This is a genomic window from Vibrio frigidus (assembly GCF_042465995.1).
Classification (GTDB): Bacteria; Pseudomonadota; Gammaproteobacteria; order Enterobacterales; family Vibrionaceae; genus Vibrio.
On sequence record NZ_JBCDMC010000002.1, the window covers coordinates 48846 to 65087 of the forward strand.

The following is a 16242-nucleotide window of genomic DNA, read 5'->3' on the forward strand; positions in this document are numbered from 1 at the left end:
TCGCTTTGTATTACAAATTACTGGCGCGATTTTGTGCATAAATACATTGAAACATCTAAAACCAAAAAACCCTCGGGGCTTTTATTTCCCGAGGGTTCGAATCTTTGATTTGACCTCCGGGATTTATTATCTCCCGGGTATGCGTACATCGCCCGAAAGACTACTCAGGATGATGGTGGTGATGAATGTTCATTACAGATATACGCATAATTTCTTAGTTCCTTTCGCTTATAAACACACTAACTAAGCTCGATTCAATTTTCAACCTAAAAATTCGTTTTTTTACGCATTTTGCATCTGTAGGCTTTTTGCTTTAGATATTGTCGACAATACAAAGCAAGCAATCACGAATGCAATAAAGGCGGTAGCGAATGACGTCGCGACAGAATTCGTCAACCCAAGAACGACAAAACCGATACTAGAGACAAGCGCGACAGTAATGGCATACGGCAACTGAGTCGCAACGTGATCGATATGATTACAACGAGCCCCCGTAGATGACAATATCGTCGTATCCGAAATCGGTGAACAATGATCACCGAAAACTGAACCAGCCAAAACAGCACTCAGCATAGGTAACATCATTGTTAAATCTGTCGCACCGGCCATATCGCCCGCTATTGGTAACATTATTCCAAACGTTCCCCATGATGTTCCTGTAGAGAACGCCATTAAGCCTGACAATAAAAATAAAATGACAGGTAACCAATGGACGCTAATATTACCTTGAATCAGAGAAGACAAATAGGCCCCTGTTTTCATGTCACCGATAACCGAGCCTATCGACCATGCAAAAATCAATATTAATATAGCGCTAAACATAGATTTAGCACCAATCCAAACTGTATTGGCAATATCGGCTATCGGTAATTTTTGTTTGAAGACGGTAAATAACGCAATAATTAGTCCGGCTAAGCCACCATATACGAGCGAGCGACCAACATCGGTATTTTCAAATGCTCCTAGCAATGAAAATATTTTGCCGTCAGATTCTAATGCCGTGCTTCCGGTATATATCATCGACACAACCGTTGCGATAATCAAAAATAGAATAGGAAGGACTAAATCAGACACTTTTCCATATTCACTTTCTACGATATCGAGCTCTTCATTTAATTCTAGAGCTTCAGGACTGCTTTCATCAGAAGTGCATTTATTGTTTAGGGACGCTTCATGTTCATGTTTACTCATCGCACCAATGTCTAATTGAAACCATGCAACAGCAAACACCATCAATAATGCAAATACCGCATAAAAATTCATTGGAACTAAACGTAAATAGGCACCCAACGCTGAATATTCAGTTAGCCCATGGCTGACTAGAATACCGCTAATAATAGTCATTATATACGCGCCCCAACTAGAGACTGGCATTAATACACACATAGGCGCAGCGGTTGAATCTAAAATATAGGCCAATTTTGCCCGTGACACATTGTAACGATCGGTGACAGGGCGTGAGATCGCACCAACAGCAAGGCTATTGAAATAATCATCGACAAATATAAATACGCCTAAAAAGGCCGCGAGCAATTGTGAACCACGTTTACTTTTCACTCGTGTCTGAGCCCAAAGAGCGAACGCTCTAGTGCCTCCAGATAGAGTTAATAACGCGGTCATCATTCCAAGGATGACTAAAAAGGCAACTATACTCATATTCCAAGTATTGATACCTCCATCCTCGACAAATACACCTTTAACCGTAGTGCCTATATAGCTAAAGGAGTTTGATATGGAATAGTCCGCAAGGAGTAAGGCGCCTAAAACGATACCAATTCCCAAGGAAACTAATACACGGCGGGTAACGACAGCAAGGCCTAAAGCCATTAAAGGTGGTAATAACGATAAGGGTGACGAAGCAAAGTCTACTAAATTCATGATCTACAAAACCGATTGGTTAGAGATCTACTGCAGAATTAACATGTAAAATGTGGATATGTTAATGATAAGTGAAAGAAAACCAACAGTTTCCCAACCCACAGTAGCGCTCCATAGTTAATAAAAAATACACTATGGCAGTGTCGTAATTATTAAATACGACCCCAGCAAGCGGCTTGATAAACGCACTCACTTCGGCAATAACTCCTTTCTAGACTATTCATTGGCATCACCCCAATAGAATGTACTGATAGTTATTGCTCCTCTACCTCAGTAAACAGCTAGGATATAAAGAAAAACTCTTATATAAACCTAGAAACTGAATAAGGTGCGCGCAATTGTACGGATTTGACCATCTTTTGCAACATAAAAAGCCGTCACAATTCATTTCATTCGATAGATATGTCCATAGAATCCAATACGGTTGATATACACTGCTTTTTAAAAGGTTACGTAATAATGTCAGAGAATTGTCAAAATATCAGTTCATCGAATTGGAAATATGAGGTCAATTTACAAAAATTTATATTATTCTGTCGCGAGATTAGTGCGCTATATATAATTTAATTCTAAATAATTTGGTATTATTTAATTTGACTGTTATTATTGTGGTGTTTAATAATAATCAAATGGAAGTAAACATGTCAGAACTTACAAAAACGCTGCTCAATATTCGTAGTCTGCGTGCCTTTGCTCGCGAATTAACTTTTGAGCAATTAGAAGAAGCCCTAGAAAAACTTACCATCGTTGTTGAAGAACGTCGTTCAGCAGCAGACGAAGAAAAAGCAGCTTTAGCAGAAAGAGAAGCTAAGCTAGCTGAATATGCTCAGATGATTGCGAAAGATGGCATTGATGTTGAAGATTTAATTTCTGCATTATCTGGCGAAACAAAAACAAAAACTCGCAAGAAGCGCGAACCTCGCCCAGCTAAATATAAATATGTTGATACAAATGGCGAAGAAAAAACTTGGACAGGTCAAGGTAGAACACCTTCTACTATCCAATCGCAGCTTGATGCTGGCAAACCTTTAGATGATTTCCTAATCTAATATAAAGTAAATGCATTAAATTATTAAGAGCTCCCTAAGGAGCTCTTTTTTATCATCCTATTAATACAACAACTATTATCTCTCCCAATACGCTTCCTCTAAACTATCTTCGCGCTCAGGTAATCCTCTTGATAATCGGGGGGAATGTTGTACCAATACTTCATAGCTCGCTCTGTTTGAATATTTACACACTTGAGAGAACGAGGAATACGTTAAATAAGGGTATTGATGCTTGCTTGAATTTGGCACATTTTCTTTGTGGTATCTATTTGCGGCCATATCATGCAATAACGCAGAAAGTGCGGCATCCCCTGCTCCATTGGTATTTTTAATTTTTTCAGGTCCTCCCATATAAGGCGCAATATGGGAATACACCTTGATTGGTGACTCACACGCATCCTTAATGGTTGGTCGACTAAACTCGTATTCATTGAACTCAGCGATAGCACCAGGCAGTAGCGGCAACGTAGTTGGTCTCTTAGCACTCTCTTCAGTATAACCAGCCATAAACAGTCCCACAGGGCCCGCAGTACACAATACTAAATCAACCCAATCCAATGCCTTGTCTGCGGCTAACAAAGGGTCTCCATTACCGGTGAGCGCTTCTGCTTCGTCTTCGTTCATCGCCACAACGGATACATGGTCGTTTAAAAACTGTTGCCAAAACAGTGGGTCATCTTGAATAACAAATTTTGTACCAAGAGTGAGCACCACAGGGACATTATATTTTTTGGCATAATCTATCGCTCGCATTGTTGCATCCGGCATCGGGTCGCCTTCTTTACAACGAACCAGATACGCCGTTAACACCAAAGCAGAAGCATTTTTAAAAATCGATTCAGGGATACTATCAGGACGTAGCTGATTCATCTGTCCTTCACTAATGGCGAAGGTTCTTTCGCCGTTGTCCGATATCAACGCAAAACAACGTCCAATTGCACCAGTGACTGATTGAAGGTAGTTAAGGTCCATGCGACTAGAGGTGTTACACAAATAGCGATAACCATAGCTGCCAATCTCAATGTCTTTGCTCATCACACCTAACAAGGTCGACTTATCATCAGCAAGCACGGAATAATTATGTAGCGTATTTCCTATGGTTCCACCTGCAAATTCATTGCTTATCAGCTCATCTCGCTTTAGTTGCTGATAAAGTGCTTCCGCTGTTTCGTCATCAATAACCAGCGAATGACCTTTACTGAGGCTGTATTTTTCGATGAAATGATCGGGCACTCGAGCTTCAATATCCACTAATGTTTGATCGATCCCAATGATATGCGTTCTTGTCATCCTTTTATTGGTTTGTACTTGAGTCACTAAAGGATCGCGCGCATTAACGGGAAAGTAGTGTTTAGATTTGCGTTGACCGGGAAATTTCATAGAAAGATTCTGCTGCTAGTAAGGGCGTATGTCCAATTCTAGCCTTTGTTATTTATAACAGCAATATGACGGTAAAAAGCAAACGTTTTCGTATTGGGAATAATATTCAGACAACGAAAAACCGCCAATAACAAATTATTGGCGGTTTGGTATAAACAGAGGATTATTCTTGGTCAATCATCCATCTACGGAATTCTTTACGCTCGGCTTTAGAGGCTTTTAGATACCAAGCTTTTAGTTGATCGAGGTTAACACTACCGCCAGATAAACTTCCTTTTGAAGCGCTCTCATTCCCAACAGAACTTCCTGCCGCAACCGCTGTTGCTGCAACTGCCGCTAATTCCGCTTTTGCGGTAATTTCAGCCTCGCTACCGAAGAAGATGGCGTTGTTCTCGTTGTGCTCTATAACAAGTTCATCAACATCTTGGTACGGCATAAAGCCATCCTTGCCTTCGAGTTTCTGGTAGGTATATTCTACATCCCCATTCGAATCGACCAATCTCATTTTTGGTACGCCTTCAAAATGTCGAGTTGCCCACTCATAATTGTTCATTTGAGGTGTAATAATTTCTAAGTCTTGTCCATTAGTTTCAAACATCATTATGAATGGGGCAGAGTCAAAAACTTTCTTACTTGAACCTTTTCCAAGTCGTGCAGATACTTTTACTACCACCTGAGTAAACCCATCCTTTAACTCATAGGGGCCACTCCAAGATTCAGGTTCTTGTTCATTTATTACCAAAATCCGTATATTTTTACCTGGTATCAATTCAGCTGACGATACTGCACCTGATAGCACTAAACCAATTAGCACATAGAATATGCGTTTCATATTATTCCTTAATTTATTCAAACACTAAAATTGTCATTCCGCTTCATGATACCGATTCTACGTAGTAGAGCCAAGCCCATAGATGGTATTTATTCACGCAATAAAAAAACCACCCTACGGGTGGTTTTTTTGGATTCTATTTGAAACTAAAGTTTCAGATTAGAATTCTACTTTAGCGCCTACAGCATAGCCAACTTCGCTATCGTCTTCGTCGTTGCCGCCAATTTCAGCATAAAGCGTTGTAGCTGGAGCAATTGCGTAGCCTGCGTTAACAAAGTAGTTAGTGATGTCGTCAGAACCCGCTGCTTCTGGGTCAACCAAATCAACACCTGCAGAAAGTGTTACTTTCTGGATAGTGTAGTCACCTGTTAGAGCGATTACGTTGCCTTTGTCTTCAACGTCGTAGTAGCCAAGACCGATGTTAGCAGCAGAGAATGCGTAGCTTGCTTCTAGAGCAAAAGTATCTTGCTCAGCTTTGTTTGAAGTGCCGTAGTAACCCATTAGGTTAAAGCCAGCCATTGTTAGTCCAGCTTTAATGTCTGCAAGGTCAGGTTTTGTGTCATCAGAACGTTGGTCATCACGGTATGCAGCTGATACGTAGAACATGTCGCTAGAGTAATCCCAACGTACAGTTTCGTCGCCACAAACGTCAGCTTGGTCAACTGCTGCAGTAACACCGAACTGGAAGTCATTACCAAGACCTAGATCATCACCGATGCTACATAGGTCACCAACTTTGAAAGAACCAGCAGATGCAGTATAGAATGCAAAGTAAACGTCACCCATTGCTGAGCTACCGTTCTGAGTAGTATTGCCAGTGTCACCTTGGAATTCCCAGTAACCACCAACAGAAAGCTCATCACTTACTGCGTAGCGAACATCAAATTTGATGTCAGCATCTTGAATTTGTTGTTCAACGTGTGAACCGTCTGCAGTACCTTTAACATAAACAACTTCTAGGTCGCCGCCGATGTTAACTGAAGCGCCGTCTTTGTTGTAAACTTCGATGCCTGCGTTAGCTGCCGTTGACGCAAGAAGTACTGATAATGCTAATAGAGTCTTTTTCATAGTAAACCACTGCCTTTTCTTAAGAAAATTTAGGAAATCCTTTTTTGGTTTCCTTTTTTTTATTTTATTGGTGACAACGTTTTACCAAATTGGCTATCCGTCATCACCACTAAATTTCGAACCTAGATTGCAAAAGAAATCGCCTCATGTCAAACACCTAAAAAAATAAAAATAAAAATACATAAATTATTATAAAACAATAAGTTAGAATTAATTTCATTTAGTAAAGTAATTATTTACACCACCATTCGCACTAAAATCACACCTATTCCGAAAGGATGGATATGGTTGATAATATCGACTTTAATTAAAAAATAAGCCAATATTAGAATTAAATCCCGACAAAACAATTTTAAAAAGATATTTATATTACATCATGTTCTTCTAACGTAGCATCCAAGAAGGTTCAGTTTTTTTTTGTGAGCTTGATCTAGTTTTAGTTATAAAAGAACTAAATTTGTGATTCAAATCTCCTGATAAACACGATAAATAGCCAATAAAAATAAATTCTTATCTAAATAAAATGGGTAATAATAACGTCACATTAATATGCTTCGTGATAGTACTCACATATTCTCGAGCAATAGAGCGCAGGACTTTGCTGTGCTAGACTGCGCCATTCTCAAAAGTTGGCCGTGTTATGCATAATCCTAAAGTCCAAAAATCGATTCGCGATAGCTATCAAAACCTACAACACCAATTAGATGATTTCGTTCCTAGACGAGCACAAAATTATTTGGTTGCAGAAATAGCGAAAACGTTGTCAGGGGACTACCATAAAAAAAATCGTATAATAGTGGCGGAAGCGGGAACGGGAATAGGCAAGTCCCTCGCCTATTTGATGGCAGCGATCCCATGCGCTGTGTTGAACAATCGAAAGATAGTTATCTCTACTGCAACTGTGGCGCTGCAGGAACAACTTTTAGACAAAGACTTACCTCTTTTTAGACGCATTACCAACTTAGAGTTCTCATTTGTCCTCGCAAAAGGCAGACAACGTTATTGCTGTGCAGAAAAACTGGCCACGGCGTGTGGCGCAGACGGCGGACAACTGGCTATTTTTGAAACCAAGCCAAAGAAAAAAGACATTGAATTGCTAGAAACCATGCATCGAGCGCTGATGGAAGGTAAGTGGGACGGTGATAGAGATGCGTGGCCCAAGCCGATTAAGGATGAACTTTGGCTGACCATTGTCAGCGATAAGCATAGCTGCAATAACGGTTTACCTGTCCATAGGGGATGTCCATTTCAAAAAGCGCGTGCTGAACTTGACAAGAATGACGTCATTATCGCAAACCATAGTTTGGTCATGGCGGATATCGAGCTTGGTGGGGGTGTCATTCTTTCAGAACCTGACAATACTATTTATATCTTCGATGAAGCCCACCACCTACCAAAAGTGGCTAGAGACCACTCGTCTGCCGCCGCAAGTTTGAAAGGTGCGGCCATTTGGTTAGAAAAACTGAATCAGTCTTCAAGCAAATTTACCAGCTTGGCCGATGAAAAGCGCGTCAATCGCTTTCGTAATGAATTGCAAGATTCAATACAAGAGCTAGTACCTGCTTTAACGCAATTAAGTAAACAGTTTGATGCGACTCAATTCGAAGACAAAGCTTATCGATTTGAACACGGTGACTTACCTCAATGGTTAGAACTGCAATCCAAGGAATTGAAGCTTTTGTCGGGTAAGGCCAGCCTAGCCATTGGAAAAATAGCCGACCTTATAGCCGAAAGGCTTAAAGACGGTGAGCTTTCTAATAAAATTGCGGAACCGACATTAGCGGAGATCGGCTTCTATAGTCAACGATTAGAAAACTTGGCTAAGGTATGGCATTTAATGGCCGAACCTAAAAAAGAAAAAGGCGCGCCATTAGTTAAGTGGTTAGAACTAAGCCCAGATAGAGAGGGAGACTTCATTGTAAACGTTTCACCGTTGGAGGTCGGCTGGCAATTAGATCAACAAATATGGAGTCGATGTGTTGGTGCAGTACTGACTTCAGCTACAATCCGCGCGCTGAACTCTTTTGATTTTTTCTGTCGTCAAGCGGGGGTAAGCGCAAAGAAAGAAGATGGAGTGCAGTTTTTAGCTTTGGCTTCGCCGTTTAATTATCAAGATAATGCGGTACTACTTATACCTGCGATGAAATATGAACCGCAAGCTCCAGAGTTTACCGAGTACTTAGCGGAGCTTCTGCCAAGCCTAATATTAGAAGACAAAGCGAACCTAATTCTATTTGCTTCATACTGGCAGATGAAACAAGTCACTGAAATTGTCTCCGCTCAATTTAAAAAGAAGGGTTGGACGCTGCAGGTTCAGGGACAGTCATCAAGAACAGAGATTCTAAATAAACATAAAACACTGATACAGTGCGGAAAAACAAGTGTGTTGTTTGGTACAAGCAGTTTTTCAGAAGGTCTCGATTTACCTGGTAACCTGCTTGAAAACCTTATCATTACCAAGATTCCCTTCGCGGTTCCAACCTCGCCGGTGGAGCAAGCCCATTCAGAATATATTGAAAGTCGGGGTGGTAATCCTTTTATGCAGATATCCGTGCCAGAAGCCAGCAAAAAACTCATTCAATCCGTTGGCCGTTTACTGCGTAAAGAGCAAGATTCTGGTAGAGTTATCATTCTTGATCGAAGAGTGGTGAGTAAACGATACGGAAAACTACTGCTCAACGCCTTACCCCCATTTAAACGAACTATTGAATAAAAATTGTTTAAAGCAATTTGACTAAAGTCAGGTACCGGAAAATTTATGGAAATGTTGGAACCAACCATGTTGGTTATTTTGGCTTTGGTTGCATTTGCTGCCGGATTTATTGATGCAGTAGCGGGTGGCGGTGGCATGTTAACCGTACCGGCCTTGCTTTCAATTGGGTTACCACCTCACATTGCCTTAGGGACCAATAAACTTGCGGCAACCTTTGCCTCTTCAACCGCAGCTGTCACTTTTTATCGCAAGCGACTTTTCACTCCAGAGTTATGGAAGCACGCCTTTTATTCGACCTTAATCGGCGCGACTATCGGCACACTGGTTGTTGATGCGTTGAGCACTGAATGGCTGGAAAAAGCATTGCCCGTGATAATTTTGGCTACCGCTATCTATACTATTTGGCATAAAACACCCGAGGCGAACGAAAACGTACTACCAAAGCCTTGTAAAAAACTAAATCGAATCCAATGGATACAAGGATTCACTTTAGGGTTTTATGACGGTGTTGCAGGACCCGGAACCGGCGCATTTTGGATAGTCAGCAGCATGGCGATCTATCGTATGAATATACTGCTCTCTTCCGGTCTTTCAAAAGCAATGAACTTTACGAGTAACTTCACATCGCTCGTCACCTTTGCTTTCTTGGGCCACATTAATTGGGTCTTAGGCCTAACCATGGGTGTCTGTCTGATGGCGGGTGCTTTTGTGGGCGCTCACTCCGCCATCCGCTTCGGTGCGAAGTTTATTCGACCCGTGTTTGTTACTGTTGTCAGTATTCTCTCCATTAAACTTGGTTATGATGCGTGGTTTGCCGATTTATAAGGTAACTGAGCACCATTTATAGGATTCGGTATAACATTGCATGAATGAGTTCAATCGAATTAAAACCGTTTTAGATGATCTTGCAAACACAGCCAAGAAACTGGACGCCCAACGCGGCGTTCAACCTAGAGCGCTTTTTGATGACAAGTTGTTCCGCTGTCGGTCGCGGCTGCTCTCACCTTGTGTACAAGAGGCTCTAGCGACGTTCAAAACGATACAGGGCAAAAATGAATCACGTGTTAATGAGGAGAACGCACTCACCCCTAGGCAAGCTGAATACTTGACTGAACAACTGCTCGATCAGATAAGTGCAATATCTCGAGAGATCTCCACCACTCTTCGCTCAGAACAGGCGTCAACACAGCGTCTGTCACTCAAAGCACTTCAACAGAACCTTATACAACATCAAGAGTGGGAATATCGTCTGCAAACGTTAGTCGATGAAAAAAAGAATATAATCAACACAGCGGCAACCGAAGATAAGCACGCAGCCGAAATCGTATTCAATACGGCGAGAGATCGTTTAATTCGTTGCCAACAATCTAGAAAAGAGATAGAAGATCAGATAGCTAAATTAAGGGACTTTACATGACCATTACTACCAACAACGGTATCGACACCGCTCCTGAAGAGATAAAACTGGCAGTGGATCTTATCTATCTGCTAGAAAGTAACGAGGTCGACCCTGCCGTGGCGCTACAGGCTATCAACATAGTCAAACGAGACCTAGAAAAACGCGTCGAAGCCATGGGAGATTCACCGGCGTAAAGCCATGCTACGTTATTCCACACCCAAATAGCGACTTAGCTCAACGCCTGTCAGTGCACTAAAGCCCCGAATCGCGGTTTCAACGAGCTCGTTAGTCATGAACTCATCAGGGATAATACCGCCTTCTATCCACAGACCATCCAAAACGGCATTACAGGCAATGCTTAACTGACGCAATTCTTTGTCCGTTGTCTCTCTGGACTCTTCAGAAAATACATCGGCTATCAGCTGTTGGATATGGTTCCGTAGCAGGTGGTAGGTTTTTTTGTGGCTTTCGCGCATCGGTTGGTTATGAAACAAAAGCTGAAAAAATCCAGCCCATATCGCTATCACCTGCGCATCAATAATGGGCGGTCTAACCGAAGCTTGTACAAACATCGCCAATCGTTTTTTCGCGGAAGAGTAATGGCCATTCGACCCACGAGCAGCCACGTCAATCAGATTGGTCATATGTTTTTCGTAAGCCGCGATGATCAACTCATCTTTGCTTTTAAAATGATAACGAATCAGTCCTTGTGTCACTTTCGCTTCTTCTGCAATGGAGCGAACTGTCGCCGCCTTCACGCCATCAGATGCTATAACCCTAAGGGTTGCATCAACCAACTCGGTTTTACGGTTGATAGACATCTCTTTTCTTGGTACTCGGCGTTTCTCAATCATTGGATCAACTCATTCAATATTTCTCGGCGTAGTATAAACAATGACACGACTAGGTACGCTTATTTATTGTTATTTTCTACATTGTTATCAAATAAAAACACAAGAACCATTACGAATAGCTCGGATGGCGGCGATCTAAATACCAAAAACCTAAAGTAATTATCCCAGCAATCACCAAATACAGCAGAGCTAATAGAATTAAAGGCTCGTACACAATAAAAGTCTCTTGTCTGATCCTTGAGAAAACCGCATAGACATCAACAAACGATATCGTCGCCACTAGTGGGGTCGCTTTGAGTTGCAAGATAACCTCACCGTTTAATGTCGGTAGCACCCTTTGTATCGCTCGTGGCAACCAGATTCGTCGAAAGACCATACAGGGATGCATCCCCATAGCATAAGCCGCTTCCAATTCACCTTTTGGCACTTCCTTAAGCGCCCCTCTCATTACCTCCCCTTCATAGCCAGCAAAAGAGACGGTCAATACGATAAATGCGTATGGCCATACCTCAGTCAAGTACGGCCACATCCAACTCTGCCTAATTCCCGGGATATAAGGGAAGATAGAACCCAACCCATAATACAAAAGCCATAACTGAAGCAGTAAAGGCGTTCCACGAATGATGGTGCAAAAACCTCGGGCGAACCATGCCAATGGCTTAGGACCGGAAACCTGAGCTAGACCTAGCAAAACGGCGAAAACAAAACCGAATATGATAGTACTCACCAACAACATAATGGTTTTCCATAAGCCGTTGAGTATATCCGCACTATAATTCGTCAACCAGTGCCAGTTCAGACCAAAAATAGCCGCAAAAACCAGTACTAAACCGAGCAGAATAAGGACGATACGATGAGGGACCATTATGTTAAGCATATTTCACCCCCCGATTAAGTCGCTTTTCAAGGTAGTTAAATAGAACATTAGAGAGCAAGGTAACAATGAGATACAACACGCCAGCAGCGAACAAAAATAGAAAATAACTTTTAGTGGCCCCGGCCGCCTGACGAGCCGCCAACGTCAACTCAGTAAACCCAACCACTGCTAATAACGCCGTGTCTTTGGTCGCAATCAACCATAGATTAGAAAGGCCTGGCAACGCATTCGGCAGCATTTCAGGGATCGTTATCCGGTAGAAGGTAATAAAAGGGTGCATGCCAAAACTTTCCGCGGCTTCAATATGCCCTGTAGGGATAGCATTCATCGCACCTCTTATTACTTCTGTCGCATAGGCACCTTGTACAATGGTAATCACCAGAACACCAGCGGAAAATTTATTGATCTCTATCTTTTCGACGCCAAAAACGGCAAGCAGCTGATTAATGAGATCCGGTAGGGCAAAATAAACCAATAAGATTAATACAAGCTCCGGCACGGCGCGTATCACGGTGGTATAGATGGTCACCAGATCAGCCACAAGGACATTACCACGGCGTTTAGCATTAGCGGCGAACATGCCAATAATCAGTCCAAATAGATAACCAAGGCTCGCGACCTGTAAAGAAACCAATAACCCATCCAACAAATACCCCCCCCAACCGGGAGGAGGTATAGCAAGTAATTCATACCAACTCATGCTCTTATAATTTACCATCTACATCTCCAAATTAGATCAACTGGCAAACTATTCACCATAGATGTTAAATTCGAAGTATTTTTGAGTGATGCTATCGTAGATGCCATTCTTTCTGATCGCTTCAATGGCCGCATTGAGCGAGGCTTTCAGATCATCGTTGCCTTTTCTAAGTCCAAAACCAATTCCTTTGCCAAGCAGTGCTTCATCATGAGCAACGAGCCCGGCCGATGAACAACAAAGCGCACCTTCACTTGATTTCAAAAAATCTTCTAATACTAACGCGTCCGCTAAGGTGGCATCTATCCTTCCCGAAAACAGGTCTTGATTCGCTTCATCTTGAGTTTGATACTCTTTAATCGAGGCTGACTTAAAGTGCTTCAGAGCATAAGATTGGTGAATTGAACCCGATTGCACACCAATTTTATGTCCGGCCAAACTCTCAGGAGCCGATTGGATTTTACTACCCGCGGCAATCGCCAAACTTGCACCCGTTTGATAATATTTATCCGAAAAATCAATGATTTTACTTCTCTCCTCGGTTATCGATAGTGAAGCGGCAACAACATCTATTTTTTCAGCAACCAACGAAGGGATAATTCCGTCCCAAGAAGAGGCAACAATCTCACACTCTAGTTCTGCCTGATCGCACACCGCGTTTGCAATATCGATTTCCCAACCAGTGTAATTCCCTTCTGCATTAGGCACAGAAAACGGTGGGTACGCCTCGGTTGCAATACCGACTTTAATTGGTGCCGCGTTTGCTTGAGTCACCGATAAGCCTAATGAAACACACGATAAGATGATTACTTTTTTGATACTCATAATATTTCTTTCCTTGAAATGTTGTGATTGTAGAGTGAGTTATTAATAAATATTTTTAATAAACTGTTGTAAACGAGGTGATTGGGGTGATTTAAAGATCTGGTCAGGTGTGCCCTGTTCCTCAATTTTTCCTTGGTCGAGGAATATAATTCTATTAGCCACATCGGCAGCAAACTGCATTTCATGGGTGACGATGATCATAGTACGACCTTCATCTGCAAGCCCTGCCATCACGGATAAAACTTCACCTACCAATTCAGGATCCAGAGCGGATGTCGGTTCATCAAACAGCAAAACCTCGGGGTCAACAGCCAGTGCCCTAGCAATGGCGCCGCGCTGTTGTTGCCCTCCTGACAGAAATGACGGGTAGCTGTTTCGTTTTTCTAACAGCCCCACTCTTTCCAGTAAGTCATGTGCTTTATCCCTTGCCTGAGCCTTCGACTGTCCCAGCACATATACGGGGGCTTCCATGATGTTTTGTTCGAGTGTCATATGAGGCCAAAGGTTGAAATTTTGGAAAACCATTGCAAGTTTGGTTCGTATCCAGCGGAGTTGTTTTTTATCCAACACATCTAATGATTCGCCTTTAGACGGTTTGAATAGCACCTCTTCTCCAAGTAGCCTCATGGATCCAACTGATTGCGGTGTTTCAAGTAAATTCAAGCAGCGCAATGTGGTCGATTTCCCAGATCCACTTCCTCCTATCAGGGCAATGACCTCGCCTTTATTCGCATGTAAATCAATGCCTTTTAGCACTTCAATACGATTAAACGATTTATGCAAATCCTTTACTTCAATAACAGGACCTTTGCGCCTGTATCCATTTATCGACATCCATATCACCTATAATACTGCGTAAAACTATACGCTTGTATAACTTTATGCATCCGTATAGACTAAATGTCAATCTGTTTTTATTAATCGTTATACTAAGGAAAGATAAATGGCTAATTATGGTTGTCAGTTAATGGCTGAAAAAATGACACGCGTTTTGATGCGCCGTCCCGCTAAGAGCTTGTTGGAAGCAGACCCCGCATTATGGCACTACAATCACTTTTTTAACGCTGAAAAAGCGATCAAGGAATACGACCAGTTTGCCACATTAATCAAACAAACTGGCGCAGAGATCGTATGGATTGAAGATCAAGGCGATGGCCTGTCTGACGCTATGTTTACTCGTGATGCGTCGATCATCACCAAGGCGGGAGCCGTACCATTGAAAATGGGTAAACCACTCCGAGCTGAAGAGCCTCAGGTACACAGAAAAGCTTACGAGCAAGCAGGCATTCCCATTCTGGGCGAACTGACTGGCGACGCGATGGTTGAAGGCGGTGACACCATTTGGCTTAATGAAAATACGTTGATCGTCGGGCTCGGTTTTCGTTCGAATAAAGAAGGGGTAAGGCAACTCAATGCGTTGCTCAATCCACATGACATCACAGTACTTAGCTTTGATATGCCCTATTGGACGGGAGAAGAAGCTTGTCTTCATCTTATGTCCGTCATTTCACCACTCACTGAAACCAAGTACCTTGTTCATCCACCTTTGATTCCTGCATCATTGTGGACACTGCTAAAAGAGTCCAATATCGAGTTCGTTATCGCGCCTGCCGATGAGTTTGAAGCCTCATTTGGACTTAACTTAAATGTACTTCCTACCTCTCCAGATCACTGCATCATGATCGATGGCTTCCCAAAAACAAAAAAGGTCATGGAAGAGAGCGGAGTGAACGTCACTGTATTTGAAGGTGACGCCCTATGTATGGCATGTGAAGGCGGACCAACCTGTTTAACGAACCCTATTCTTCGAGGATAATTCGACCAGGTTAGGCGATATTACAGCGCTTAGAGCATCACCCTAATTAGGGTGTGCTCATATTTTGAGGTCATTTTGTAGCGATTTGTTGGTCATTTATGCAGGCAGAGTTTATGTTTCAACCACTATTGTCTAGGTGTTTTCTGAGTGTTAACTTAAATAACGAGTTAAAGGTGTTCTATTTTAGGAGAGTGCGCACATGATTAAGTACGTGGGAAGTACAAAGATAAGAGAATTTCACAAGGCAACTTGTCACTGTGGTGGTATCGAACTGGAGTTACATTTACCCAATGGCATCGAAAATCCACGACGTTGTGATTGTTCTATTTGCCGCAGGAAAGGGGCCATCGTTGCGTCTGTTCAATTAGATCGGATTAAAATCATCAAAGGTGAAAAGCACCTAAAGCTCTATCAGTTTAATACCAAGACAGCGAAGCATTACTTTTGTTCTAATTGTGGCATATACACACACCACCAACGACGATCGAATCCAATGGAATACGGTTTTAATACTGGTTGCCTTGAAGGTGTTAACCCTTTTGAACTTGGTGAGATAGTGACGAATGACGGGGTCAATCATCCAACAGATCGAGTTAGCTGATATCTCTATCGCGACCGTTTATAAAAAAGCACGTCAACATGGCGCAAAGCCAATACGAAAATTTGAACAACATTTAGACTAGTTACGTGGTCACAAACTGATTGCTGCTTCTGAGCCAAAATAATACACGTGGTTTTTAGCGTCTGATTTTTCATGTTATCCCCTGTCGTGAAATAAGATTCCAAAGATACCCTGTCAATGTGGCAATTATTACATTAGAGTTATCTTAATCGTATCTGCATAAGGCTGCTGG

General features: G+C 42.1%; 16 protein-coding genes, 1 riboswitch and 1 other annotated feature. Of the genes, 7 read left to right on the plus strand and 9 right to left on the minus strand.

Annotated elements, in window-relative coordinates; translation table 11 throughout:
* Positions 1–63 precede the first annotated feature (63 nt).
* Positions 64–185 (minus strand) — a sequence feature (His leader region).
* A gap of 97 nt (positions 186–282) precedes the next feature.
* Complete coding sequence (locus AACW90_RS03675; RefSeq protein ID WP_390230994.1) at positions 283–1878, minus strand: Na+/H+ antiporter NhaC family protein; 1596 nt, start codon at positions 1876–1878, stop codon at positions 283–285.
* Positions 1879–1974: 96 nt separating this feature from the next.
* Positions 1975–2154: riboswitch (Lysine riboswitch) on the minus strand.
* A gap of 365 nt (positions 2155–2519) precedes the next feature.
* On the opposite strand from AACW90_RS03675, the gene AACW90_RS03680 reads away from it, so the two are divergent.
* On the plus strand, positions 2520–2927 hold the full coding sequence (locus tag AACW90_RS03680) for an H-NS family histone-like protein (RefSeq protein ID WP_390230997.1): 408 nt from the start codon (positions 2520–2522) through the stop codon (positions 2925–2927).
* A gap of 75 nt (positions 2928–3002) precedes the next feature.
* Here the strand turns inward: AACW90_RS03680 and AACW90_RS03685 are convergent, their stop codons facing one another.
* From AACW90_RS03685 to AACW90_RS03695, 3 genes are all read right to left on the minus strand, one after another.
* Complete coding sequence (locus AACW90_RS03685; protein WP_390231000.1) at positions 3003–4307, minus strand: inosine/guanosine kinase; 1305 nt, start codon at positions 4305–4307, stop codon at positions 3003–3005.
* Between the two features lie 163 nt (positions 4308–4470).
* Positions 4471–5139, minus strand: a complete 669-nt coding sequence (locus tag AACW90_RS03690; protein ID WP_390231003.1) for a DUF2057 family protein — start codon at positions 5137–5139, stop codon at positions 4471–4473.
* A gap of 159 nt (positions 5140–5298) precedes the next feature.
* Entirely contained in the window at positions 5299–6207 is a 909-nt protein-coding gene (locus AACW90_RS03695; RefSeq protein WP_390231006.1) for a porin, read from the minus strand.
* A gap of 640 nt (positions 6208–6847) precedes the next feature.
* Here AACW90_RS03695 and dinG point away from each other — a divergent pair.
* From dinG to rsmS, 4 genes are read left to right on the plus strand one after another with little or no spacing between them, the layout of a single operon-like run.
* The gene (gene dinG / locus AACW90_RS03700; RefSeq protein ID WP_390231009.1) at positions 6848–8920 is read left to right on the plus strand and encodes an ATP-dependent DNA helicase DinG; all 2073 of its coding nucleotides are present in this window, start codon (positions 6848–6850) and stop codon (positions 8918–8920) included.
* Positions 8921–8965: 45 nt separating this feature from the next.
* Positions 8966–9745, plus strand: a complete 780-nt coding sequence (locus tag AACW90_RS03705) for a sulfite exporter TauE/SafE family protein (RefSeq protein WP_195703736.1) — start codon at positions 8966–8968, stop codon at positions 9743–9745.
* Between the two features lie 40 nt (positions 9746–9785).
* On the plus strand, positions 9786–10337 hold the full coding sequence (gene priC / locus AACW90_RS03710; RefSeq protein ID WP_390231013.1) for a primosomal replication protein PriC: 552 nt from the start codon (positions 9786–9788) through the stop codon (positions 10335–10337).
* Positions 10334–10513 carry a pleiotropic regulatory protein RsmS gene (gene rsmS, locus AACW90_RS03715; protein ID WP_390231016.1) on the plus strand — a complete coding sequence of 60 codons (180 nt, stop codon included), beginning with the start codon at positions 10334–10336 and terminating at the stop codon, positions 10511–10513. Before priC ends, rsmS begins: the two co-directional genes overlap by 4 nt.
* A 12-nt stretch (positions 10514–10525) precedes the next feature.
* Here rsmS and AACW90_RS03720 read toward each other — a convergent pair whose 3' ends face one another.
* The 5 genes from AACW90_RS03720 to AACW90_RS03740 form a co-directional block, all read right to left on the minus strand.
* The gene (locus tag AACW90_RS03720) at positions 10526–11173 is read right to left on the minus strand and encodes a TetR/AcrR family transcriptional regulator (RefSeq protein WP_390231019.1); all 648 of its coding nucleotides are present in this window, start codon (positions 11171–11173) and stop codon (positions 10526–10528) included.
* Positions 11174–11282: 109 nt separating this feature from the next.
* Complete coding sequence (locus tag AACW90_RS03725) at positions 11283–12050, minus strand: ABC transporter permease subunit (protein WP_390231022.1); 768 nt, start codon at positions 12048–12050, stop codon at positions 11283–11285.
* Positions 12043–12768, minus strand: coding sequence for an ABC transporter permease (locus AACW90_RS03730; protein ID WP_390231026.1), 726 nt, complete (start codon positions 12766–12768; stop codon positions 12043–12045). The genes AACW90_RS03725 and AACW90_RS03730 overlap by 8 nt, the downstream gene beginning before the upstream one ends.
* A gap of 30 nt (positions 12769–12798) precedes the next feature.
* A complete protein-coding gene (locus AACW90_RS03735; protein WP_390231029.1) occupies positions 12799–13572 on the minus strand; it encodes a transporter substrate-binding domain-containing protein in 774 nt (257 codons plus the stop codon).
* Between the two features lie 42 nt (positions 13573–13614).
* Entirely contained in the window at positions 13615–14406 is a 792-nt protein-coding gene (locus AACW90_RS03740; protein ID WP_390231032.1) for an ABC transporter ATP-binding protein, read from the minus strand.
* Positions 14407–14515: 109 nt separating this feature from the next.
* Between AACW90_RS03740 and AACW90_RS03745 the strand changes: the two genes are divergently transcribed.
* Together AACW90_RS03745 and AACW90_RS03750 are read left to right on the plus strand one after the other, a co-directional pair.
* Complete coding sequence (locus AACW90_RS03745; RefSeq protein WP_390231035.1) at positions 14516–15388, plus strand: dimethylarginine dimethylaminohydrolase family protein; 873 nt, start codon at positions 14516–14518, stop codon at positions 15386–15388.
* A 202-nt stretch (positions 15389–15590) separates the two neighbouring features.
* Entirely contained in the window at positions 15591–15989 is a 399-nt protein-coding gene (locus AACW90_RS03750; protein ID WP_390232050.1) for a GFA family protein, read from the plus strand.
* The last annotated feature ends 253 nt before the right edge of the window (positions 15990–16242 follow it).

What these genes read in the sequence shown, in the direction of transcription:
- AACW90_RS03675 (WP_390230994.1), bottom strand. Translation starts at nt 1,878, where the DNA reads ATGAATTTAGTAGACTTTGCTTCGTCACCCTTATCGTTATTACCACCT.
- AACW90_RS03680 (WP_390230997.1), top strand. Translation starts at nt 2,520, where the DNA reads ATGTCAGAACTTACAAAAACGCTGCTCAATATTCGTAGTCTGCGTGCC.
- AACW90_RS03685 (WP_390231000.1), bottom strand. Translation starts at nt 4,307, where the DNA reads ATGAAATTTCCCGGTCAACGCAAATCTAAACACTACTTTCCCGTTAAT.
- AACW90_RS03690 (WP_390231003.1), bottom strand. Translation starts at nt 5,139, where the DNA reads ATGAAACGCATATTCTATGTGCTAATTGGTTTAGTGCTATCAGGTGCA.
- AACW90_RS03695 (WP_390231006.1), bottom strand. Translation starts at nt 6,207, where the DNA reads ATGAAAAAGACTCTATTAGCATTATCAGTACTTCTTGCGTCAACGGCA.
- dinG (WP_390231009.1), top strand. Translation starts at nt 6,848, where the DNA reads ATGCATAATCCTAAAGTCCAAAAATCGATTCGCGATAGCTATCAAAAC.
- AACW90_RS03705 (WP_195703736.1), top strand. Translation starts at nt 8,966, where the DNA reads ATGGAAATGTTGGAACCAACCATGTTGGTTATTTTGGCTTTGGTTGCA.
- priC (WP_390231013.1), top strand. Translation starts at nt 9,786, where the DNA reads ATGAATGAGTTCAATCGAATTAAAACCGTTTTAGATGATCTTGCAAAC.
- rsmS (WP_390231016.1), top strand. Translation starts at nt 10,334, where the DNA reads ATGACCATTACTACCAACAACGGTATCGACACCGCTCCTGAAGAGATA.
- AACW90_RS03720 (WP_390231019.1), bottom strand. Translation starts at nt 11,173, where the DNA reads ATGATTGAGAAACGCCGAGTACCAAGAAAAGAGATGTCTATCAACCGT.
- AACW90_RS03725 (WP_390231022.1), bottom strand. Translation starts at nt 12,050, where the DNA reads ATGCTTAACATAATGGTCCCTCATCGTATCGTCCTTATTCTGCTCGGT.
- AACW90_RS03730 (WP_390231026.1), bottom strand. Translation starts at nt 12,768, where the DNA reads ATGGTAAATTATAAGAGCATGAGTTGGTATGAATTACTTGCTATACCT.
- AACW90_RS03735 (WP_390231029.1), bottom strand. Translation starts at nt 13,572, where the DNA reads ATGAGTATCAAAAAAGTAATCATCTTATCGTGTGTTTCATTAGGCTTA.
- AACW90_RS03740 (WP_390231032.1), bottom strand. Translation starts at nt 14,406, where the DNA reads ATGTCGATAAATGGATACAGGCGCAAAGGTCCTGTTATTGAAGTAAAG.
- AACW90_RS03745 (WP_390231035.1), top strand. Translation starts at nt 14,516, where the DNA reads ATGGCTAATTATGGTTGTCAGTTAATGGCTGAAAAAATGACACGCGTT.